The sequence below is a fragment of the Georgenia faecalis genome (assembly GCF_003710105.1).
Lineage (GTDB): Bacteria > Actinomycetota > Actinomycetes > Actinomycetales > Actinomycetaceae > Georgenia_A > Georgenia_A faecalis.
The window spans coordinates 2,323,896-2,345,280 of record NZ_CP033325.1 but is presented as its reverse complement, the minus strand read 5'-3'; the positions used below and the strand labels follow the sequence as shown (position 1 = coordinate 2,345,280).

General features: G+C 75.9%; 18 protein-coding genes. 10 read left to right on the top strand and 8 right to left on the bottom strand.

Translation table 11 applies throughout. The features are described 5' to 3' along the window. Positions 1–55: 55 nt before the first annotated feature. Complete coding sequence (locus EBO36_RS10205) at positions 56–847, bottom strand: Fpg/Nei family DNA glycosylase (RefSeq protein ID WP_122824524.1); 792 nt, start codon at positions 845–847, stop codon at positions 56–58. Further along, positions 834–5,558 carry a DEAD/DEAH box helicase gene (locus EBO36_RS10200; protein WP_187695870.1) on the bottom strand — a complete coding sequence of 1,575 codons (4,725 nt, stop codon included), beginning with the start codon at positions 5,556–5,558 and terminating at the stop codon, positions 834–836. Before EBO36_RS10200 ends, EBO36_RS10205 begins: the two co-directional genes overlap by 14 nt. 9 nt (positions 5,559–5,567) lie before the next feature. Here EBO36_RS10200 and EBO36_RS10195 point away from each other — a divergent pair, with 9 nt between their 5' ends. The 3 genes from EBO36_RS10195 (at position 5,568) to EBO36_RS10185 (ending at position 7,628) form a co-directional block, all read left to right on the top strand. Further along, a complete protein-coding gene (locus tag EBO36_RS10195) occupies positions 5,568–5,801 on the top strand; it encodes a DUF3046 domain-containing protein (protein WP_122824522.1) in 234 nt (77 codons plus the stop codon). A gap of 223 nt (positions 5,802–6,024) precedes the next feature. After that, positions 6,025–7,062, top strand: a complete 1,038-nt coding sequence (recA, locus tag EBO36_RS10190; protein ID WP_122824521.1) for a recombinase RecA — start codon at positions 6,025–6,027, stop codon at positions 7,060–7,062. Between the two features lie 2 nt (positions 7,063–7,064). Next, on the top strand, positions 7,065–7,628 hold the full coding sequence (locus EBO36_RS10185) for a regulatory protein RecX (protein WP_122824520.1): 564 nt from the start codon (positions 7,065–7,067) through the stop codon (positions 7,626–7,628). A gap of 55 nt (positions 7,629–7,683) precedes the next feature. Here the strand turns inward: EBO36_RS10185 and EBO36_RS10180 are convergent, their stop codons facing one another. The 4 genes from EBO36_RS10180 to EBO36_RS10165 all read right to left on the bottom strand — a co-directional run bounded on the left by EBO36_RS10180 (position 7,684) and on the right by EBO36_RS10165 (position 11,036). Continuing rightward, positions 7,684–8,583, bottom strand: a complete 900-nt coding sequence (locus EBO36_RS10180) for an amino acid ABC transporter permease (RefSeq protein ID WP_122824519.1) — start codon at positions 8,581–8,583, stop codon at positions 7,684–7,686. Next, a complete protein-coding gene (locus EBO36_RS10175) occupies positions 8,580–9,287 on the bottom strand; it encodes an amino acid ABC transporter permease (protein ID WP_122824518.1) in 708 nt (235 codons plus the stop codon). The genes EBO36_RS10180 and EBO36_RS10175 overlap by 4 nt, the downstream gene beginning before the upstream one ends. Positions 9,288–9,371: 84 nt before the next feature. Next, complete coding sequence (locus tag EBO36_RS10170) at positions 9,372–10,250, bottom strand: glutamate ABC transporter substrate-binding protein (protein WP_122824515.1); 879 nt, start codon at positions 10,248–10,250, stop codon at positions 9,372–9,374. Between the two features lie 24 nt (positions 10,251–10,274). Further along, on the bottom strand, positions 10,275–11,036 hold the full coding sequence (locus tag EBO36_RS10165; protein WP_122824512.1) for an amino acid ABC transporter ATP-binding protein: 762 nt from the start codon (positions 11,034–11,036) through the stop codon (positions 10,275–10,277). 109 nt (positions 11,037–11,145) lie between these two features. On the opposite strand from EBO36_RS10165, the gene miaB reads away from it, so the two are divergent. The 3 genes from miaB to dapF are packed head-to-tail and all read left to right on the top strand — an operon-like array spanning position 11,146 to position 14,552. After that, positions 11,146–12,732: a tRNA (N6-isopentenyl adenosine(37)-C2)-methylthiotransferase MiaB gene (miaB, locus tag EBO36_RS10160; protein ID WP_122824510.1), complete on the top strand. Its 1,587-nt coding sequence runs from the start codon at positions 11,146–11,148 to the stop codon at positions 12,730–12,732. After that, complete coding sequence (gene miaA, locus EBO36_RS10155) at positions 12,729–13,640, top strand: tRNA (adenosine(37)-N6)-dimethylallyltransferase MiaA (RefSeq protein WP_122824509.1); 912 nt, start codon at positions 12,729–12,731, stop codon at positions 13,638–13,640. The genes miaB and miaA overlap by 4 nt, the downstream gene beginning before the upstream one ends. Before the next feature lie 9 nt (positions 13,641–13,649). Then, positions 13,650–14,552 (top strand): diaminopimelate epimerase, encoded by a 903-nt coding sequence (dapF, locus tag EBO36_RS10150; protein WP_122824506.1) that lies wholly within the window; start codon positions 13,650–13,652, stop codon positions 14,550–14,552. On the opposite strand, the gene EBO36_RS10145 is transcribed toward dapF, so the two are convergent. Further along, positions 14,539–15,171, bottom strand: a complete 633-nt coding sequence (locus EBO36_RS10145; RefSeq protein WP_241236851.1) for a class I SAM-dependent methyltransferase — start codon at positions 15,169–15,171, stop codon at positions 14,539–14,541. The two genes, dapF and EBO36_RS10145, sit on opposite strands and share 14 nt — an antisense overlap. A gap of 134 nt (positions 15,172–15,305) precedes the next feature. Here EBO36_RS10145 and hflX point away from each other — a divergent pair, with 134 nt between their 5' ends. The 3 genes from hflX to EBO36_RS10130 are packed head-to-tail and all read left to right on the top strand — an operon-like array spanning position 15,306 to position 19,908. Then, entirely contained in the window at positions 15,306–16,796 is a 1,491-nt protein-coding gene (hflX, locus tag EBO36_RS10140; RefSeq protein ID WP_122824505.1) for a GTPase HflX, read from the top strand. Then, positions 16,793–18,919: an ATP-dependent DNA helicase gene (locus tag EBO36_RS10135; protein WP_244925264.1), complete on the top strand. Its 2,127-nt coding sequence runs from the start codon at positions 16,793–16,795 to the stop codon at positions 18,917–18,919. Before hflX ends, EBO36_RS10135 begins: the two co-directional genes overlap by 4 nt. Positions 18,920–18,954: 35 nt before the next feature. Beyond that, complete coding sequence (locus EBO36_RS10130) at positions 18,955–19,908, top strand: L-lactate dehydrogenase (protein WP_122824504.1); 954 nt, start codon at positions 18,955–18,957, stop codon at positions 19,906–19,908. Between the two features lie 57 nt (positions 19,909–19,965). Here EBO36_RS10130 and lexA read toward each other — a convergent pair whose 3' ends face one another. Next, entirely contained in the window at positions 19,966–20,670 is a 705-nt protein-coding gene (gene lexA, locus EBO36_RS10125; RefSeq protein ID WP_187695811.1) for a transcriptional repressor LexA, read from the bottom strand. A gap of 174 nt (positions 20,671–20,844) precedes the next feature. Here lexA and EBO36_RS10120 point away from each other — a divergent pair, with 174 nt between their 5' ends. Next, positions 20,845–21,384 (top strand): LysM peptidoglycan-binding domain-containing protein, encoded by a 540-nt coding sequence (locus EBO36_RS10120; protein WP_122824501.1) that lies wholly within the window; start codon positions 20,845–20,847, stop codon positions 21,382–21,384. Position 21,385: the final 1 nt, after the last annotated feature.

Sequence of the window (21,385 nt, the reverse complement as noted above, 5' to 3'; positions counted from 1 at the left end):
TGGGGTGCGGGACGAGGTCGTCCCGGGCCGCAGGCACGCCCAGGAAGACGGCGCGCTAGGACGACGACGACGGCGCCGGCTGGCAGCGGGGGCACCAGAACACCGGGCGGTCGAGGGGCGCCACGCCCACCCGGGAACGCACGATCGGCGTCCGGCAGCGGGGGCAGCCGCGCCCCTCACGGCCGTGGACGTGGGTGCCCCGGCGCGGGTCCCCGGTCGCGGTGGGCAACGACGCCGCGACCGAGCGCTGCATGAGCCGGCGCGCCGTCGCCACCAGCGCGGCGCCGTCGACGTCGGCCGCCGGGGTCCACGGCCACACGCCGTGCGCCCACAGCGTCTCGGCGAGGTAGATGGTCCCCAGGCCCGCGACGACGCGCTGGTCGAGGAGGACCTCCCCGATCCCGCGCGGCCCCTGCGCCGGGATGCGGGCCCCGGCCGCCGCGACGTCGAGGTCCGGGGCGAGGACGTCCGGCCCGAGGTGGCCGACGACGCGGCCCTCGTCCCGCGTGCGCACGAGGTCGACCATGCCCAGGAGGTAGCCCACGCAGGTCCACCGCTCCGTACCGAGCACGACCCGGGCCTTGACCGAGCGGTCGGCGCCGCGCTCGGTGCCGGCGCGGTAGACGCGCCAGAAGCCGTCCATCCGCAGGTGGGTGTGCAGGGTGCGGCCGTCCTCCAGCCGGGTGAGGAGGTGCTTGCCGACGGCGCTCGTGCCGCTCACCCGCGCCCCGGCGAGGTCCACGCCGCCGAGGTCCGCCCACCGCAGCTCGCCGCGCACGAGTGCCTGGCCCGACAGGGCCGCGTCGAGGCGCCGCGCGGTCCGCAGGACGACGTCACCCTCGGGCACCGGCGCTCCTCGGGCGCAGCCGGAGCCCACGGGGGGTGGCGCCGAAGCCGGCCGCGGCCAGCGCGGCGGCGGCCGGCGACGTCGAGCCCAGGGCCGGGCCGCCGTCGACCCGCTGCACGGTGAGGCGCCCCAGGTCGCCGGTGGCGGCGTGCCGAGCGAGCTCGGTCGCCGCGGCCCCGAGGACGGCGTCCTCGGTGGTGAAGGACGTGAGCGTCCGCCCGCCGCGCTCGACGTGGAGCGCCAGCACCCCGTCGACGAGGACGACGACGGCGCCCGAGGCCCGTCGGGGGCGTGCGCCCTCCGCGGAGGGGGGCCACGGCAACGCCGCGCCGTAGGGGTTCGCCGGGTCGGTCGCCGCCAGGAGCAGCGCGCCCGGCGGCCGCGTCCGGCCGGCGGGACGGGCCGGCTCGTCCGTCCGCAGGCCCGCGGCCGCCTCCCGCAGGAGGTCCACGCACTCGGGCAGGGCGAACTGCGCGGCGCCCAGGCCCTCGACGAAGTACCCCCGGCGCACCTTGCCGGCCTCCTCCAGGCGTGCGAGGACGCGGTAGGCGGCCCCGAAGCCGCCCGGCACCTCGTCGAGCCCCGCCGCCCCGCGGGTGAGGACGCCGTGCCGCTCGAGGAGGGCCGCCACCTGGGCGAGGCTGCGGGCCGTCGCGGCGGCGTCCCGCGGGGGGAGGAGGGACCAGCGGCCCGCCGCCGACGGCGGCGCGAGGACGTCCGGCACGCCGCCCGCGGCGGCGACGAGCATCCGGCGCCGGGAGAGCGCCCCGCGCGCCCGCGGCGGCGGGCGCCGCGACGCGTGGGTGGGGCGCCCCGCGCCGAGGCGGGCCCGGACGGGGGCGAGCGTGTCGTTGGTGAGGTGCCCGGACCAGACGAGCTCCCACAGGCCGTCGAGCACGGACGCGGCGGCCAGGTCCGCGCCGAGGCTCTCCCGGCAGGTGGCGACGAGGTCACGGAAGAACCGCCCGCCGCCGTCGGCGAGCGCGACGAGCAGGGCGGCGGGAACGTCGCCGTCGGGCACCTTCTCCGGGACCGGCAGCAGCTCGGGGGCGTCCGCCGGGGCGAGCGCGACGAACCCGTCGACGCCCGGCAGGGCACCGGCGCCGCACCAGAGCACCTCCCCGGCCGCCGTGAGCGCGTCCAGCGCTGCGGGGGAGTAGCCGCGCACCCGGCCGGGGAGGACGAGGGCCTCCAGGGCGGAGGCGGGCACGCGGGCCCCGGCGAGCTGGTCGATCACGCCGGCCACGCCCGCGTCGGCGCTGCCCACCTGCTGCCACGCCGGGAGGAAGGCGCCCAGGGCGGCGGCCGGCACGGGCTCCACGTCGGCCCGCAGGCGGGCGAGGGACCGGCGCCGGATGCGCCGCAGCACGTCGGCGTCGCACAGGTCGGCCGTGCGGCTGAGGCGGCCCCCGACGAGCGTGCCCGCCGCCAGGAGCCGCTCGAGGACCGGGGCGAGGGCGGCGACCCCGACGCCGAGGTGCGCGGCGACGTCGGCCGCCTCGAAGGGCCCGTGGGTCCGGGCGTAGCGGCGCACCAGGTCGCCCAGCGGGTCGGGCACGGGCGCGAGGACGGCCTCGGGCAGGCCGACGGGCAGCGCGGTTCCCAGCCCGTCACGCAGCCGGGCGGCGTCCTCCGGGACGATCCAGCGCTGCTGCCCGGCGACGCGCACCGGCAGCGCCCGGCGCTGCGCCTCCAGGGCGGCGAGCCAGCCGGGGACGGCCGCAGGGTCGGCGGCCCGCTGGGCGAGCGCGTCGGTGGTGACGGGCCCGAGCCGGCGGACGAGGTCCGCCAGCGCCTCGGCATCGGCGGCCGGGTGGGTGCGCAGGCCGACCTCGGCCTCGACCTCCGCGGCGGCGTCCGGGTCGAGGAGGTCGGCGAGGTCGCCCAGGCCCTCGCCGACGAGCTCGGCGAGGAGCGCCGGGTCGAGGGTGAGCGCGGCGGCACGCCGCTCGGCGAGCGGGGCGTCGCCGTCGTAGAGGAACTGCCCGGCGTAGCCGAAGAGCAGCGAACGGGCGAAGGGCGAGGGGGAGGGCGTCTCCACCTCGACGACGCGCACCCGCCGGGCCGCGACGTCGGCCATGACCGTGGTGAGCGCCGGGGTGTCGAAGTCGTCCTGGAGGCACTCGCGCACCGCCTCGAGGACGACGGGGAACTCGGGGTGGTCGGCCGCCACCGAGAGCAGCTGGGCTGCGCGGTGGCGCTGCTGCCACAGCGGCTGGCGCCGGTCCGGGCGCCGCCGGGGGAGCAGGAGCGAGCGCGCAGCCGCCTCCCGGAACCGGGCGGCGAAGTGCGCGGAGCCGGCGAGGGAGCGGACCACCTCGCCCGCGACGTCCTCCGGCTCCAGGAGCAGGTCGGCGGTGTCGACGGCGAGCTCGCCCGGCCCGACGTCGGGCAGGCGCAGGACGATGCCGTCGTCGGCGTGCATCGCGGAGACGTCCATGCCGAGGCGGTCGCGCAGCCGCGCGGCGAGCACGAGGGCCCACGGCGCGTGCACCCGGCCGCCGAAGGGGGAGTGGACGACCACCCGCCAGTCGCCGATCTCGTCGCGGAACCGCTCGACGACGATGGTCCGGTCGTCGCTGAGGCGGCCCGTGGCCGCCCGCTGCTCCTCGAGGTAGGCGAGGAGGTTGTCGCGCGCCCACTCGTCCAGCCCGCCGGTGGCGAGACGGGCGTGCGCCTCGGGGGCGTCCAGGGCCGCGACCTCCCGCACGAGCGTGCCCAGGGCGCGGCCGAGCTCGAACGGCCGGTCGGGGGAGTCGCCCTTCCAGAACGGCAGCCGGCCGGGCAGGCCGGCGGCGGGGGAGACGAGGACCCGGTCCGGGGTGATGTCCTCGATCCGCCACGTGCTCGAGCCCAGCGTGAACGTGTCGCCCACCCGCGACTCGTAGACCATCTCCTCGTCGAGCTCGCCGACGCGGCGGCCCCCGCGGCTGCCCGCGACGTCGTCCGCCCCGCCGCGGGCGAGGAAGACCCCGTACAGCCCGCGGTCGGGGATGGTGCCGCCGCTCGTCGCAGCGAGGCGCAGGGCGCCGGGCCGAGCCCGCAGGACGCCCGCGGCGCGGTCCCACACGATGCGTGGGCGCAGCTCGGCGAAGTCCTCGCTGGGGTAGCGGCCGGCGAGCATGTCGAGCACCGCCGTGAGCGAGCGCTCGCCGAGCGTGGCGAAGGGGGTGGCGCGGCGGACGCGGGCGGCCAGCTCGTCGACGGGGAGGTCCTCGACCGCGAGCATGGCGACGACCTGCTGGGCGAGGACGTCGAGGGGGTTGGCGAGGACGGCGACCTCCTCGATGAGCCCGGCCTGCGCGCGCGTGGAGGTGACGGTGGCGGCGAGGAGGTCCCCGCGGTGGGTCGGCAGGACCACGCCGTGGGACAGCGCCCCGACCTGGTGGCCGGCGCGGCCGATCCGCTGCAGCGCGGACGCCACCGACGGCGGTGCGCCCACCTGGACCACCAGGTCGACCGCCCCCATGTCGATGCCGAGCTCGAGCGAGGACGTGGCGACGACGGCGGGCAGGGTGCCGGCCTTGAGCGCGGACTCGATCCGGGTGCGCTCCTCGCGGCTCATCGAGCCGTGGTGCGCCCGGGCGATGTCCCCCACCGGCGAGGGCGTCGCGGTGCCCGACTGGGCCGGGACCGCGGCCGCCCAGGCCGCCCCGGGGTCACGCGGCGCGGCGCCCGAGCGCTCCGCCCAGATCTCGTTGATCCGGGCGGCGAGCCGTTCGGCGCCGCGCCGGGAGTTGGCGAAGACGATGGTGGAGCGGTGCGCGGTGATGAGGTCGACGACGCGCTCCTCCACGTGCGGCCACACCGAGGCGCGGGGGGCGCGCGGCAGCGCCCCGGCGGCGTCGCCCGACAGGTCCGGCCCGCCCGGGCCGGGCGCCGGCTCGGGGAGGTCGGCGAGGTCGGGGACGGGGACGACGACGTCGATCCGCAGCTCCTTGGCGACCGCGGGCTGGACGACGCGGACGGGCCGACCGCCGTCCTGGGGGGTGCGGGCGCCGGCGACGAACTGGGCCACGGCGGCCACCGGGCGCACCGTCGCCGACAGGCCGATGCGCTGGGCCGGGGCGGGGAGCAGGGCGTCGAGGCGCTCGAGGGAGACGGCCAGGTGGGCGCCGCGCTTGGTCCCGGCCACCGCGTGGACCTCGTCGAGGATGACCGTGCGGACCCCGCGCAGCCCGCGCGCCGCCGCCGAGGTGAGGACGAGGAAGAGCGACTCCGGGGTGGTGATGAGGATGTCCGGGGGAGCGGTCGCGAGCCGGCGCCGCTCGGCCGGCGGGGTGTCCCCGGTGCGGACCCCCACCGTCACCTCCCGCACCGGCTCGCCCAGGGCCTGGGCGGTCCGCGTGATCCCCACGAGGGGGGAGCGCAGGTTGCGCTCCACGTCCGCGGCCAGGGCCTTGAGCGGGGAGACGTAGAGCACGCGGCAGCGCTCCGCGGCCTCGGCCTCGGGCCCGGCGAGCAGCTCGTCGAGCGCCCAGAGGAAGGCGGCGAGCGTCTTGCCCGACCCGGTGGGCGCGACGACCAGGGCGTGGTCCCCGGCGCCGATGGCGTCCCAGGCCCCGCTCTGGGCGGCCGTCGGCGCCTCGAAGGCGCCCGCGAACCAGTCGCGGGTGGGTCGGGAGAAGGCGTGCACCGGCTCATTGTGCCGCCGGGGTGCGACATCGGCCGGGCTCGACCGCACGCGACGCGCACCGGGCCGGTCGGTCATCATGAGGGGGTGAAGCACTCGGAGTTCTGGCAGGTGGTCGACGAGACCTTCGGCCCGGCGTACGGCCGCTCGCTGGCCGAGGACCTCGTCCTGCCCGGGCTGTCGGGTCGCAGCGCCGCCCGGGCGGTGCGCGAGGGGGAGGACCCCCAGCGGGTCTGGGACGCCATGTGCACCGAGATGGAGCTGAGCGAGGCGGCGCGCTGGCGCCACCGCGGCCAGGTGGACAGGACGCCACGCCGCTGACGGCGTGTCGCCCGCGTCGAACGGGTGTTCGGCTAGGCTCGTGCCAGGGGAAGGACGGCAGCGGGCATCCACAGGTGAGGGATGCGCCGGACCGGATGTCGGTGGTCGGACATAGCCTCCCCTCAGGTAGCCGCCCGGAGAGGGCGGACCCTGGACAGACCTGCCCCAGACCGCCCGGGCGAGCTGCACGAGCAGCTGGCCGCAGACCGTGAAGGTGAGAACCATGGCCGCTCCCGTAGCAGACCGCAGCAAGGCCCTCGAGGCCGCCCTCAGCCAGATCGACCGCCAGTTCGGCAAGGGGTCGATCATGCGGCTGGGGGACGACACCCGCCCGCCGGTGGCGGTCATCCCCACCGGCTCCGTCGCGCTCGACGTCGCGCTCGGCATCGGCGGCCTCCCGCGTGGCCGCGTCGTCGAGATCTATGGCCCGGAGTCCTCCGGCAAGACGACCGTCGCCCTGCACGCCGTGGCCAACGCCCAGCGGGCGGGGGGCATCGCGGCGTTCATCGACGCGGAGCACGCCCTCGACCCGGAGTACGCCAAGCGGCTCGGCGTCGACACCGACGCGCTCCTCGTCTCCCAGCCGGACACCGGCGAGCAGGCCCTGGAGATCATGGACATGCTCATCCGCTCCGGCGCGATCGACATCGTCGTCATCGACTCCGTCGCCGCGCTCGTGCCCAAGGCGGAGATCGAGGGCGAGATGGGCGACTCCCACGTCGGCCTCCAGGCCCGGCTCATGTCCCAGGCGCTGCGCAAGATCACCGGCGCCCTCTCGTCCTCGGGCACGACGGCCATCTTCATCAACCAGCTGCGCGAGAAGATCGGCGTGTTCTTCGGCTCCCCGGAGACCACCACGGGCGGCAAGGCGCTGAAGTTCTACGCCTCCATCCGCATCGACGTCCGCCGCATCGAGACCCTCAAGGAGGGTGGCGAGGCGGTCGGCAACCGGACGCGCGCGAAGATCGTCAAGAACAAGATGGCCCCGCCCTTCAAGCAGGCCGAGTTCGACATCGTCTACGGCCAGGGCATCTCCCGCGAGGGCGGCCTCCTCGACCTCGGCGTCGAGCACGGCATCGTCCGCAAGTCGGGCGCCTGGTACACCTACGAGGGCGACCAGCTCGGCCAGGGCAAGGAGAACTCGCGCGGCTTCCTGCGGGACAACCCCGAGCTCGCCGAGGAGATCGAGAAGAAGATCCTCGACAAGCTCGGCATCGGCGCCACGCCGGACGAGGTCCCCGAGGCCCCGGTCGGGTTCTGAGCATGGGGCGCCCCCGCCGCGCGCCTGAGCCGCCGGCGCACGGGGCGGCGGGCCTGGACGCGGAGCCGGACGCCACGGAGGTCGCGCGCACCGTCGCGCTGCGCCTCCTGGCGGCCGCTCCGCGCAGCCGCGCCCAGCTCGCCACCAAGCTCGCCGACCGTGGGGTCGCCGAGGACGTGGCCGCCGCCCTCCTCGACCGGTTCGAGGAGGTCGGCCTGCTCGACGACGCCGCCTACGCCGAGATGCTCGTGCGCACCCGGCACGCCGAGCGGGGCCTCGCCCGGCGCGCCCTCGTGGCGGAGCTGCGCGCCAAGGGCATCACCGGGGAGGTCGCGGAGGTGGCCCTCGAGCAGGTCGACGACGAGGACGAGGAGGCCTCCGCCCGCGCCCTCGTGGCCCGGCGCGCCCCCGCCACGCGCGGCCTCGAGCGCGACCGGCGGCGGCGGCGCCTGGGGGGCATGCTCGCCCGCAAGGGCTACCCGCCGGGCCTGGCCATGCGGGTCGTCGACGCCGAGCTCGCCGCCGAGGACGACGCCGCGCAGGCCGAGGACGACGGCGGCGCCTGAGCCGGCGGAGTGCTCGCAGGACGTGCGGCGGGCACCCCGCCCGCGCGCGCCCCGCTCACCGTCGCGTGCCGACCGGTGCGGCGGCAACCGGCTCGGCCCGCCCCTCGGCGTCCCCGCCGTGCTGGGGGGCCGTGCGCCCGGCCGTGCGGCTCGAGAGCCGGCGGGCGAGACGCCCCGCGACCCACGTGAGCGCGAAGTTCACCACGATGAAGATGGCCGCAGCGACGATGAGCGCGGGGAGCAGGTTGGCGTAGGAGCTCCCCACCAGCCGGGCCTGCCGCAGCAGCTCGGGCGAGGTGATGATGTAGCCCAGCGCCGTGTCCTTGAGGATGACGACGAGCTGGCTGAGCAGGGACGGCAGCATCGCGATGAGCGCCTGCGGCAGCTCGACGGACCACAGCGACTGGCCGTGGCGCAGGCCGAGCGCGCGCGCTGCCTCCCGCTGGCCGGACGGCAGGCTGTGCACCCCCGAGCGGACGAGCTCCGCGATCACCGAGCCGTTGTACAGGGCGAGCGCGATGATCACCGCGTACAGCGGCGCGTCCCCGGGGGCGATGATCCCCGACCGTGACAGGGCGAAGTACAGGAAGATCATCATGATGAGCACGGGGACGGCCCGGAAGAACTCCACGACCGCCGCGCACGCCCAGCGCAGCGGGCCGAACGTGGCGAGCCGGCCCAGCCCGAAGAGCAGCCCGAACGTGATCGCGCCGAGGATCCCCCAGAACGCCGCCGTGAACGTCACCCGCAGGCCGGGCAGGAGGTAGAACTCCCACACGTCGGCGGTGAGGAACGGGGACCACTTGGCCGCCGTGAGCTGGCCCTTGCCCGCCAGGGCCCACACCACCCACGCCGCGACGGCGAGGACGACGACGGCGCCGACGATGTTGACGACGCGGATGCGCCGCCGGCCCCGGGGGCCGAGGACGTCGTACAGGGCCGTGTCGGCGCTCATCGTGCCACCGCCAGCCGCCGCGACAGCGCGGTCGTCGCCAGGCCCATGGGCAGGACGATGGCCACGAAGCCGAGTGCGAAGAGCAGGAAGATCGCGACGATGAAGTCGGGGCGGAACTCGATCATCGTGTTCATCACCGACGACGCCTGGACCACGCCGGCAGCCTGCGCCACCGTGGTGTTCTTCGTCAGCGCGATGAGCGTGTTGCCCAGCGGGGCAATGGCACCCCGGGCCGCCTGGGGGAGGATGACCAGGCGCATGGTCGCCAGGAACCCGAGCCCGACCGCCCGCGCGGCCTCCGCCTGGCCGCGGGGCACGGTGTTGACTCCGCTGCGCAGCGCCTCGCAGACGAACGCCGCGGTGTAGACGGACAGGCCGAGCACGGCGAGGCGGAAGCTGTTGGTGGCGATGTACCCCGGCACGCTCTGGTTGGCGAGGACGACGTCGAGCTGGCCCCAGAGCCCCAGCGAGCAGAAGACGATGACGACGGTGAGCGGGGTGTTCCGCACGACGTTGACGTAGGCCGCACCGGCCGCGCGCAGGCTCGGCGCCGGGCCGACGCGCATGAGGGCCAGCACGGTCCCCAGGACCAACGAGCCGACGGCCGCGTACAGCGTGAGCTGCAGGGTGGCGAGGAAGCCTGAGAGCACGTCGTACCGGTACTCCCCGAAGACCTCGCCGAACCCCGTGAGGTAGTCGATCACCCCGTCACCTTCCGTTCATCCGTGGCGGGGCACCCCGCCGTCGAGCAGGTGCGGGGGCACCCTGGCGCCCCCGCACCGGCAGCGTCAGGCGCAGGGCTCGACGTCCGGGGGGTTGAGGTCGGGGTTGGGGGTGTAGTTCTCGCCGACGTTCTCGGCGATGAGGCGCTCCCACGTGCCGTCCTCGATCATCTCGGTGATGGCCGTGTTGACGTCCTCGCACACGGTGTTGTCCTGGGGGAGGCCGACGCCGTAGAACTCCTCGGAGAACGGGCTGCCGACGACCTTGAACTGGCCCTCGTACGCGGGCTGGGAGGCGTAGCCGGCGAGGATGATGTCGTCGGTCGTCACGGCGTCGACGGAGCCCGCGGCGAGCAGCTCCACGCACTCGGAGTAGCCGACGGTCGGGAACAGCTCGACCCCCTCGGAGTACTCCTCGCGGATGCGCTCGGCCGAGGTGGAGCCCTCCACGGAGCAGAGCACCTTGCCGTCGAGGGTGTCGGGGCCGGTGATCTCGGTGTCGTCGGCGGCGACGAGGAGGTCCTGGCCGGCGACGAAGTACGGGCCGGCGAAGGCGACCGTCTCCTTGCGGGCATCGGTGATGGAGTAGGTCGCGAAGATCATGTCGACCTGGCCGTTCTGGAGCATCGTCTCGCGCTGGGGGGAGGGGGTCTCGACCCACTCGATGTCCTCGGCCGCGTAGCCCAGCTGCTCCGCGACGTGGGTGGCGACGGCGACGTCGAAGCCGGTGTAGTTCGCGCCCTCCTGCAGCCCGAGGCCCGGCTGGTCGAACTTGATGCCGATGGTGATGGTCTCCCCGCCGCCGGTGGCGCCGGTCCCGCCGGCCTCGGTGGATCCCGCGGACGTCTCGGCGTCGCCGCCACCGCCCCCGCCGCAGGCGCCCAGGGCGAGGGCCCCGGCCAGGGTGAGGGTGAGCGGGGCGAGGCGGTGTCGGGTGGCGCGCATGTCGTCTCCTAGGTCGATGGGTCGTCAGTGGCTGAGCAGCTTGGAGAGGAAGTCCTGGGCCCGGGCGGTGCGGGGGTTGCCGAAGAACTCCTCGGGGACCGCCTCCTCGACGATGCGGCCCTCGTCCATGAAGACGACCCGGTCGGCAGCCCGCCGGGCGAAGCCCATCTCGTGGGTGACGACGATCATCGTCATGCCGTCCCGGGCGAGCGCCGTCATGACGTCGAGCACCTCGTTGATCATCTCCGGGTCGAGGGCGGACGTCGGCTCGTCGAAGAGCATGACCTTCGGGGCCATGGCGAGCGCGCGGGCGATCGCCACCCGCTGCTGCTGGCCGCCGGAGAGCTGGGCGGGGAGCTTGTCGGCCTGGTCGGCCACGCCCACCCGCGTGAGCAGCTCCATGGCGCGCTCGCGAGCCTCCTTGGGCTTGATGCCCTTGACCTTCACCGGCCCCAGGCACACGTTCTCGAGGACCGACTTGTGGGCGAAGAGGTTGAAGGACTGGAACACCATCCCCACCTCCGCCCGCAGCCGCGCGAGCTCCTTGCCCTCGGCCGGCAGCGGGACGCCGTCGATCCGGATCTCCCCGGAGTCGATGGGCTCGAGGCGGTTGATCGTCCGGCACAGCGTCGACTTCCCGGAGCCCGACGGCCCGATGACGACGACGACCTCGCCGCGCGTGACGGTGAGGTCGATGTCCTTGAGGACGTGGAGGTCGCCGAAGTGCTTGTTGACGCCGTTCATCTCCACGAGGGCGTCGGTCGTCGCGCGTGCGGGCTCGGTCATGGGGTCAACCTAACCGGCCGATGTGTCATGGGTCACCATTGGTCGCGTAACGGACTGGCAACGACCGACCGCGCCGCAGCACCCCGGCGTTTCGTAGACTGCAGGCACGATGAACCCTGTCACCTCCGCCCCCGCCGCCGCGTCCCCGGCGGGCGAGCACCCCCGGACGTACCTCGTGCGCACCCTCGGGTGCCAGATGAACGTCCACGACTCCGAGCGCCTCGCCGGCATGCTCACCGCCGCGGGCTACGTCCCGGTGGCCGAGGCGCCGTGGGCGGCGGAGCGCGCCGCGGCGAGCGGGGACGACGTCGCCGAGGGGGCGGACGTCGTCGTCATCAACACCTGCTCCGTGCGGGAGAACGCCGCCACGCGGCTCTTCGGCAACCTCGGCCAGCTCGCCAGCGTCAAGCGGACCCGGCCGGGGATGCAGATCGCCGTCGGCGGCTGCCTCGCCCAGCAGATGCGCGACGGCATCGTCGCCAAGGCGCCGTGGGTCGACGTCGTCCTCGGCACGCACAACCTCGACGTCCTGCCGGTCCTCCTCGAGCGCGCGCGGCACAACGCCCAGGCGCAGGTGGAGATCGAGGAGTCGCTCAAGGTCTTCCCCTCGACCCTGCCCACGCGCCGCGAGTCCGCCTACGCCGCGTGGGTGTCCATCTCGGTGGGTTGCAACAACACGTGCACCTTCTGCATCGTCCCCCACCTGCGGGGCAAGGAGCGCGACCGCCGCCCCGGCGAGGTCCTCGCCGAGGTCGAGGCCGTCGTCGGCCAGGGCGCCATCGAGGTGACTCTGCTGGGGCAGAACGTCAACTCCTACGGCGTCGGTTTCGGCGAGCGCGGGGCCTTCGCCCAGCTCCTGCGCGCCGCGGGCGCCGTCGAGGGCCTCGAGCGGCTGCGGTTCACCTCCCCCCACCCCGCGGCCTTCACCGACGACGTCATCGAGGCCATGGCCGCGACGCCCACCGTCATGCCGCAGCTCCACATGCCGCTGCAGTCCGGCTCGGACCGCGTCCTGCGCGCCATGCGCCGCAGCTACCGCTCGGCGAAGTTCCTCGGGATCCTCGACCGCGTCCGCGCGGCCATCCCAGACGCGGCGATCAGCACCGACATCATCGTCGGCTTCCCGGGGGAGACCGAGGAGGACTTCGCCGCCACGCTCGAGGTCGTCGAGGCGTCCCGGTTCGCCTCGGCCTTCACGTTCCAGTACTCCCCGCGCCCCGGTACCCCGGCCGCGGACCTCGAGGACCAGGTGCCCCCGGAGGTCGTCGCCGACCGCTACCGGCGCCTCGTCGCCCTCCAGGAACGGATCTCCCTGAGCGAGAACGTCCGCCAGGAGGGCCGCACGGTCGAGGTGCTCATCGCCGACGGCGAGGGGCGCAAGGACGGTGCCACCGCCCGGGTGACCGGGCGCGCCGCGGACAACCGGCTCGTCCACGTGGCGCTCCCGCCCGGCCTGGCGGGCGCGGACGTCCCCCGGCCCGGGGACATGGTCACCGCGCGGGTCACCCACGGCGCCCCGCACCACCTCGTGGCGGACTCCGCCCTCGACGGCGGCCCGTTCGCGGTGCGCCGCACCCGGGCGGGGGACGCCTGGGCGCGGCGCGCCGCCGGCGGGGAGCACGCCGGCGTCGCCCACGCCGGGGCCGACGCCGGACGGGTCGGCCTGGGGATGCCCTCGCTGCGCCGCCCGGCGTGAGCGCCGTCCTCGCCGTCGTCGGCCCGACGGCGACGGGCAAGTCCGATCTCGCCCTCGACCTCGCCGAGCTCCTCGGCGGTCCCGCCGGCGCGGAGGTGGTCAACGCCGACGCCATGCAGCTCTACCGCGGCATGGACATCGGCACCGCCAAGCTCCCGCCCGCGCAGCGCCGGGGGATCGCCCACCACCAGCTCGACGTCCTCGACGTCACGCAGGAGGCGACCGTCGCCGCCTACCAGCGGCACGCGCGGGAGGACCTCGCCGCCATCGCCGCGCGGGGACGGACCCCGCTCCTCGTCGGCGGCTCGGGCCTGTACGTCCGGGCGGTGCTCGACGAGCTGGAGTTCCCCGGGACCGACCCGGAGGTCCGCGCGGCGCTCGAGCGCCGCGCCGAGGTGGAGGGGCCGGGCCTGCTCCACGCCGAGCTCGCGCGGGCCGACCCGGCCGCCGCGGCGCGCATCGGGCCGGCCAACGCCCGCCGGGTGATCCGGGCGCTGGAGGTCATCGCCCTCACCGGCCGGCCCTACTCCGCCACCATGCCCACGCACACCTACCACCGGCCCGCCGCCCAGGTCGGTGTGGCGGTGCCCCGCCCCGAGCTGGACGTGCGGATCGAGGCCCGGACGCGGGCGATGCTCGCCGACGGGCTCCTCGAGGAGACGGCCGCGCTCCTCGAGCGCGGGCTCGCCCGGGGGCGCACCGCCTCCCGCGCGGTGGGCTACGCCCAGGCGGTCGCCGTGCTCGAGGGACGTGCGAGCGTGGAGGAGGCGGTGGCGGACATCGCCCTGGCCACCCGCCGGCTCGCCCGGCGGCAGGAGAAGTGGTTCCGCCGCGACCCCCGCATCACCTGGCTGGAACCGGGTCCGGACCTCGCGCAGCGGGCGCTCGCGGCGGTCGGTGCGCCGTAGGCTCGGGGGATGACCACCCCGGCCCTGCGTGGCCTGCGCCTGACCAAGGGGCACGGCACCGAGAACGACTTCCTCCTGCTCACCGACCCCGACGGCGCACTGGTGCTCGACGCCGCCGACGTCGCCGGGCTGTGCGACCGGCGCGCCGGCATCGGGGCCGACGGGCTCATCCGCGCCGTCCGGTCCCGGGCGCTGCCCGAGGGCGTGGACGTGCTCGCCGAGGACTCCACGGCGGAGTGGTTCATGGACTACCGCAACGCCGACGGCAGCGTCGCGGAGATGTGCGGCAACGGCATCCGCGTCTTCGTCGCCTACCTCGAGCGCGAGGGCCTCGTCGAGCCGGGCGCCGCCGTGGCGGTGGGCACCCGCTCGGGGGTGCGGCGGGTGTGGCGCACCGGTGAGGAGTACACCGTCGACATGGGGCCGTGGCGCATGCCGGGGGGCGCGGCGGCCATCGACCAGGGCTACGACGTCGCCGTCGTCGTCGCGGGCCTGGCCGGCGCCCGCGCGGGGCTGCGGGTGGACGTGCCCAACCCGCACACCGTCGTCGCCCTGCCCGACGTCGCCGAGCTCGACGCCGCCGACCTGGGCCCCGCCGTCGTCGTCGAGCCGGTCCCCCCGGCGGGCACGAACGTCGAGCTCGTCGTGCCGCTGGGCGAGGAGGTGCTCGACGGGGAGGCCGTCGGCACCGTGCGCATGCGCGTCCAGGAGCGCGGGGTGGGGGAGACCCGCTCGTGCGGGACGGGCACGTGCGCGGCGGCCCTCGCCGTCCGCGCGTGGGCCGGTCGCGGGGCGCCCGACGCGTGGCGGGTGCTGGTGCCCGGCGGCGAGGTGCGGGTGCGGGTCGTCGACGGCGACCGCGTCGAGCTCACCGGCCCGGCGGTGCTCGTCGCCGACGTCAGTCTGCGCTGACCGCCGGCCGCACGGTGAGCACGCGGTAGCCCTTCGCCGAGGCCAGCCGCTGCGTGGGCATCCCCAGCTCGGTCTCCAGCCAGCGGTGCAGGGAGTCGGCCCCGAGGTTGCGCTGGACGACGAGGTGGGCGCGCCCGCCCGGCGCGAGCCGGCCCAGCCAGGTGCGCAGGAGCGCGTGCAGGGCGTCCTTGCCGATCCGGATCGGCGGGTTGGACCAGATCTCGTCGAGCTGGAGGTGCTCGGCGTCGAGCCGGGCGAGGGCGGCGTCGGCGGTGAGCGCCTCGACGTTGCGCAGGCCGAGGGCGGCGGCGTTGGCCGCGGTGAGCTGGACGGCGCGCTCGTTGACGTCGGCGGCCCACACCCGCGCCCCGGGCGCCGCCTGCGCGAGCGCCAGGGTGATGGGGCCCCAGCCGCAGCCCACGTCGGCGAGCTCGCCGCTGGCCGGCGGCTCGGGCACGGCGTCGAGGAGCACCCGGGTGCCGAGGTCGACGCGGTCGCCGGAGAACACCCCGGGGGCCGTGCTCACCATCACCCGCCGCCCGCGGAGGGTGACGTCGATCTGGCGGCGCTGCTCGGCGCCGGCCGGACGGGCGGAGAAGTAGTGCTCGGACGAACTCACCGGGGCAAGGTACCCCGCCGCTTTCGCCGTGGGGATATTCGCTCGCACGCCCCCGGCCGCGGTGGGACGATGGAACCCGGTGGTCGGCGCCCTCGCGGCGCGGCCCCGCCGCGTTCCCCGAGACCAAGGACACCATGACGAACGACCGCCTCACCGAGCCCAGCGCCCAGGACGCCGCACGGGACGTCGTCGACCGCATCCTCGCTCGAGCGGGGACGGCGCTGCAGGTGGAGGACACGGGCGGCAGCGACCGGGACGGCGACCAGCTGGAGCGCGAGGAGCGCTCCGCCCTGCGCCGCGTCGGCGGGCTGTCGACGGAGCTCGAGGACGTCACCGAGGTCGAGTACCGGGCGTTGCGGCTCGAGCGGGTCGTCCTCGTCGGGCTGTGGTCCACCGGCTCCGCGGAGATGGCCGACGTCTCGCTGCGCGAGCTCGCCGCGCTCGCGGAGACCGCGGGCTCGCAGGTCCTCGACGGGCTCCTCCAGCGCCGCGTGAACCCGGACCCCGCCACCTACCTCGGCTCGGGCAAGGCCGCCGAGCTCGCCGAGCTCGTCGCCTCCGTCGGGGCGGACACCGTCGTCGTCGACGGCGACCTCGCGCCCTCCCAGCGGCGTGGCCTCGAGGACGTCGTCAAGGTCAAGGTCGTCGACCGGACCGCCCTCATCCTCGACATCTTCGCCCAGCACGCGAAGTCCCGGGAGGGCAAGGCGCAGGTCGAGCTCGCCCAGCTCGAGTACCTCCTCCCGCGCCTGCGCGGGTGGGGTGAGTCGATGTCCCGGCAGGCCGGTGGCCGCGTGGCCGGTGGCGCCGGGATCGGCTCGCGCGGACCCGGTGAGACGAAGATCGAGCTGGACCGCCGCCGGATCCGGACCCGGATGGCGCGCCTGCGCCGGCAGATCGCCGAGATGGCCCCCGCCCGGGAGACGATGCGGTCCTCGCGGCGTCGTGGGCGGGTACCCGCGGTCGCCATCGCCGGGTACACCAACGCCGGCAAGTCCTCGCTGCTCAACCAGCTCACCGGCGCCGGGGTGCTCGTGGAGAACTCCCTGTTCGCCACCCTCGACCCCACGGTGCGCAAGGCCGAGACCCCGGACGGGCGCCTGTACACCCTCACCGACACGGTCGGCTTCGTGCGGTCCCTGCCCCACGAGCTCGTCGAGGCCTTCCGCTCCACGCTCGAGGAGGTGGCCGAGGCGGACCTCCTGCTCCACGTCGTCGACGCCGCCCACCCCGACCCGGAGGGGCAGGTGAGCGCGGTGCGGGCGGTCCTCGCCGACATCCCGCACGCGCTCGAGGTGCCCGAGGTCATCGTCCTCAACAAGGCCGACCTCGCTGCCCCCGAGGCGCTCACCCGCCTGCGGACGCGCTACCCGGACGCCGTGGTGGTCTCCGCGCGCACCGGAGCCGGGATGGGGGAGCTGCGCCAGCGCGTCGCCGACCTGCTGCCGCGCCCCGAGGTGGACGTCGACGTCGTCGTGCCCTACTCCCGGGGCGACCTCCTCTCCCGCGCGCACTCGACGGGGGAGATCCTCGGCACCGAGCACACCGGCGACGGCACGCGCCTGCGCGCCCGGGTCGACGCGACCCTGGCCGCCGAGCTCAGCGCCGCGCAGCCCGGGGCGTGAGCGGCCCCGACCGGACCACCGCCCTCCTCGACGCCGCCGTCGCCCGCATCGGCGGCGCCCGGCGGCCGGGCCAGGAGGCGATGGCGCGCGCCATCAGCGAGGTCCTCGCGGAGCCCGCCCCGCTCCTCGTCCAGGCCGGGACCGGGACGGGCAAGTCCCTCGCCTATCTCGTGCCGGTCCTCGCCCACGCCGTCGAGAAGGGGCAGCGGGCCGTCATCTCCACGGCCACGCTCGCCCTCCAGCGCCAGGTCCTCGTCCACGACGTCCCCCTCGTCGCCGACGTCGTCGCCGAGCGCACGGGCCTGCGCCCCCAGGCCGCCGTCCTCAAGGGCTGGCAGAACTACGTGTGCAAGCACAAGCTCGGCGGCGGGTACCCCGCGGACGACGAGCCGGGCCTGTTCCCCGCGGACGCCACCACCCCCGACCCGCAGCGGACCGCCCGGGCGGCGTCGACCCTGGGGGAGCAGATCCTGCGCGTGCGGGAGTGGGCGGAGGAGACGGACACCGGCGACCGGGACGACCTCGTCCCGGGCGTGAGCGAGCGGGCCTGGCGCCAGGTGAGCGTGAGCAAGCTCGAGTGCCTCGGCACCGCGTGCCCCATGCTCGCCGAGTGCTTCCCCGAGGCGGCGCGCCAGGCCGCCCGCGAGGCCGACGTCGTCATCACCAACCACGCGATGCTGGGGATCGCGGCCGCGGGCTCGCCCAACGTCCTGCCCGAGCACGACGTCCTCGTCGTCGACGAGGCGCACGAGCTCGCCGAGCGGGTGACCGCCCAGTCCACCCTCGAGCTGTCCGCCACCGTCGTCGAGCGCACCGCCCGGCTCGCGCGCCGCCACGGGGCGCTGGGCGTGGACCTCGAGCAGGCCGCGACGGTGCTGCGGACCCGCCTGGAGACCGTGCCTGACGGCCGGCTGCGCGACGGCCTGCCCGCCGGCCTGGCCGACGCCGTCACCCTCGTCGACGCCGCCGCCCGCGAGGCGCTCACCGCCCTGCGGGGCACGGGCGAGGCCGAGGCGGGCGGCCGGCTCATGGCCCGGGCCGCCGTCCTCACGCTCACCGAGGTGACCGAGCGCCTGCTCAGCGACCGGATCGCCCAGCGCCGCGACGTCCTGTGGTGCGAGCGCGGCCGCACCGGCCTGGACGCCCCGCGGCTCCACCTGGCCCCGCTCGACGTCTCCGCGCCCATCGCCGACCACCTGCTCAGCGGGCGCGCCGCCGTCCTCACCTCCGCGACCCTCGCCCTCGGCGGGACCTTCGACGCCATGGCGCGCACGCTCGGCGCCACCCTCGTCGGCCGGGAGCGCGGCGACGACCGCACGCCCGACGTGCCCGGCGCGGGCCGGCCCACCCGGCCCGCCCCGGCGGCGGCGGCGCCGGCGTCGGCGTCGGCGTCGGCGGACGGTGCGGACGCCGACGACGGCCGGCCCTGGCGCGCCCTCGACGTCGGCTCGCCCTTCGACTACCGCCGCCAGGGCATCCTCTACATCGCCCGGCACCTGCCGCCGCCGGGCCGGGACGGCACCAGCGCGCAGGCGCTGGAGGAGGTCCTCGGGCTGGTCCGGGCTGCCGGCGGGGCGACCCTCGGCCTGTTCTCCTCGCGCCGGGCGGCCGAGGAGGCGGCGGACCTCCTGCGCAGCGAGCTCGACGTGCCCGTGCTGTGCCAGGGGGACGACCAGCTGCCCACCCTCGTGCGACGGTTCGCCGAGGACGAGGCGACCTGCCTCATGGGGACCCTGTCGCTGTGGCAGGGGGTGGACGTCCCCGGGCCCACGTGCCGCCTCGTCCTCATCGACCGGATCCCCTTCCCGCGTCCGGACGACCCGGTCCGGTCGGCACGTTCCGAGGCGGCCGCGGCGGCCGGCGGCAACGGCTTCATGGCCGTCGCCGCCTCGCACGCCGCGCTGCTCCTCGCCCAGGGCGCGGGGCGCCTCGTGCGCACGATGTCGGACCGGGGCGTCGTCGCCGTCCTCGACCCGCGCCTGGCGACGGCGCGCTACGGCACCTTCCTCACCCGGTCGATGCCGCCGATGTGGCAGACCACCGACGGCACCCTGGCGCGCGACGCGCTGCGCCGCCTCGCGACGGGGACCTCCCGCCCGGCGGGGAGGACGGCCACCGCCTAGGCTGGCCACGAGCAGCCGAGGAGAGGGGCCCAGCCATGCGGGCAGCGCGGACGAGCAAGGTCGCCATCATCGGAGCGGGCTCCGTGGGGGCCACCATGGCCTTCGCGACGCTCATGCGGGGGACCGCGCGGCACGTGGCGCTCTACGACATCAACACGGCCAAGGTCCGGGCCGAGGCGCTCGATCTCGTCCACGGCGTCCAGTTCATGCCGCCCGCCCAGATCGAGGGCTCGGACGACATCGAGGTGTGCCGCGGCGCCGACGTCGTCGTCGTCACCGCCGGGGCCAAGCAGAAGCCGGGCCAGACCCGCCTCGACCTCGCCGAGAGCACCGTCGGCCTCATGCGGACGATCATCCCGCAGGTGACCGCCGTCGCCCCGGACGCCGTGTACGTCATGGTGACCAACCCGGTGGACGTCGTCACCCGGGCGGCGCTGGCCATCTCCGGCCTGCCCCCCAACCAGCTGTTCGGCTCGGGCACCGTCCTGGACACCTCGCGCCTGCGCTACCGCCTCGCGGAGGAGAGCGGCCTGGCCGCCCAGAACGTCCACGCGTACGTCGTCGGCGAGCACGGCGACTCCGAGATCCCGTTGTGGAGCTCGGCGATGATCGGCGCGGTCCCGCTCCTCGACTGGAGCACCACCCACGCGCCGCTCCTCGACGCGGCCTCGCGGGAGGCGATCGCCACGGAGGTGGTCGAGGCGGCCTACACGGTGATCGCCGGCAAGGGCGCGACGAACTACGCGGTCGCGCTGGCCGGGGTGAGCATCATCGAGGCGGTCCTGCGCGACGAGAACCGCGTGCTCAGCGTCTCGACCCTCATCGAGGACTACGTCGGCATCTCCGACGTGTGCCTGTCGGTGCCCACCGTCGTGGGGGCCGACGGCGCGGGGGAGAAGCTCGTCCCGCCGATGACGCCGGCCGAGCTCACCGGCCTGCGGGCCAGCGCCGACCGCATCCGCGAGGTCCTGCGCGGGCTCGGCTTCTAGCCGCGCCGCGCCCCCGCGGCTCCGGGGGCGGCCCGGGGGCCGCCACCCGGCACGGCGTCAGAGGCTGCGCAGGACGGAGACGACGCGCCCGAGCACCTGGGCGTTCTCGCCCGGGATGGGGGAGTACGCCGGGTTGGCCGGCATGAGCCAGACCTGCCCGTCCTGGCGGCGCAGCGTCTTGACCGTGGCCTCGCCGTCGATCATGGCGGCGACGATCTCGCCGTTCTCGGCGACGGGCTGACGGCGCACCACCACCCAGTCCCCGTCGCAGATGGCGGCGTCGACCATCGACTCGCCCGCCACGCGCAGGAGGAAGAGCTCGCCGTCGCCGACGAGCCGGCGCGGCAGCGCGAAGACGTCCTCGACGGCCTGCTCGGCGAGGATCGGCCCGCCCGCGGCGATCCGGCCGACCACCGGCACGAGCGCGGTGGCCGGGGAGTCGAGGCCGACGTGGGCCGCGTCCGGCTCCGGGGTCTCGTCCAGGCCGACGATCTCGATCGCCCGGGGGCGGTGCGGGTCCCGACGCAGGTAGCCCTTGCGCTCGAGGACCGTGAGCTGGTGCTTGACCGAGGAGGGGCTGGTCAGCCCGACCGCCTCGCCGATCTCGCGCATCGTGGGCGGGTAGCCCCGCTCGGCCACGCACCGACGGATCGTCTCGAGGACGAGCCGCTGGCGGGCGGTCAGCGCCCCCGCCTGCGGCCGGGGCTCGGGGAGCTCGTGCACCGAGGCGCCCGCCTCGGGATGGTCCTCGGATGCGCTCACGGGGGGCTCCTCGCCGCTCGATGTCAGTGGTCGGTGATGGTGTTCGTAGGGACAGGGTAGGAGCCGCAGGACCGGCGATCAAACATCTGTTCGACGGCGTGTCGACAGGACGAGGGGTCGGCGCTACTCTTTCGCACAGACGTTCGACGTACATACGTTCGATCAGGAGGAACCATGAGTGCCGTCACCGCACTGCCGACCGTTCTGCCGGTCCGCCGGAGCGCGCCCCGGCCGCGCCTCGAGCTGGTCGGCCCCGGGTTCGTCCCGGTGCCCCGCCCCGCTCCGGTCCGCCTTGCTCCCGGCCACCCCGCACCTGCTCGCCCGGGCGTGGCCCGCCCGGCCGTGGCTCGGCCGCCCGTGGCCCACCCGGCCGTGGCGGTCGCTGCCGCGCCCCCCTCGCGGGCCGTCGCGCCGACGGGGCACCTGCGGCTCACCGCCCGCGGCCGCGCCGTGCTCGCCGTGGGCGCGTTCGTCCTCGCCACCATGGCGGCGGTGCTCGTCGGTGCGTGGGCCGGTCAGCTCGGGGCGGACGCCGCCGTGGTGGCCACCGAGCGCGTCACCGTCGGCTCGGGCGACACCCTGTGGGAGATCGCGAGCGTGGTGGCGGCACCGGGTCAGGACGTCCGGGACCTCGTCGACCAGCTCGTGGCCCTCAACGGGCTGCCGTCGGGCGACCTGCGCGCCGGGCAGCAGATCCTCGTCCCCGCGCGCTGAG

Coding starts and splice junctions, on each gene's coding strand:
- EBO36_RS10200 (WP_187695870.1), bottom strand. CDS start 5,558: ATGACCGACCGGCCCGGTGCGCGTCGCGTGCGGTCGAGCCCGGCCGAT.
- recA (WP_122824521.1), top strand. CDS start 6,025: ATGGCCGCTCCCGTAGCAGACCGCAGCAAGGCCCTCGAGGCCGCCCTC.
- EBO36_RS10185 (WP_122824520.1), top strand. CDS start 7,065: ATGGGGCGCCCCCGCCGCGCGCCTGAGCCGCCGGCGCACGGGGCGGCG.
- EBO36_RS10180 (WP_122824519.1), bottom strand. CDS start 8,583: ATGAGCGCCGACACGGCCCTGTACGACGTCCTCGGCCCCCGGGGCCGG.
- EBO36_RS10170 (WP_122824515.1), bottom strand. CDS start 10,250: ATGCGCGCCACCCGACACCGCCTCGCCCCGCTCACCCTCACCCTGGCC.
- EBO36_RS10165 (WP_122824512.1), bottom strand. CDS start 11,036: ATGACCGAGCCCGCACGCGCGACGACCGACGCCCTCGTGGAGATGAAC.
- miaB (WP_122824510.1), top strand. CDS start 11,146: ATGAACCCTGTCACCTCCGCCCCCGCCGCCGCGTCCCCGGCGGGCGAG.
- dapF (WP_122824506.1), top strand. CDS start 13,650: ATGACCACCCCGGCCCTGCGTGGCCTGCGCCTGACCAAGGGGCACGGC.
- hflX (WP_122824505.1), top strand. CDS start 15,306: ATGACGAACGACCGCCTCACCGAGCCCAGCGCCCAGGACGCCGCACGG.
- EBO36_RS10130 (WP_122824504.1), top strand. CDS start 18,955: ATGCGGGCAGCGCGGACGAGCAAGGTCGCCATCATCGGAGCGGGCTCC.
- EBO36_RS10120 (WP_122824501.1), top strand. CDS start 20,845: ATGAGTGCCGTCACCGCACTGCCGACCGTTCTGCCGGTCCGCCGGAGC.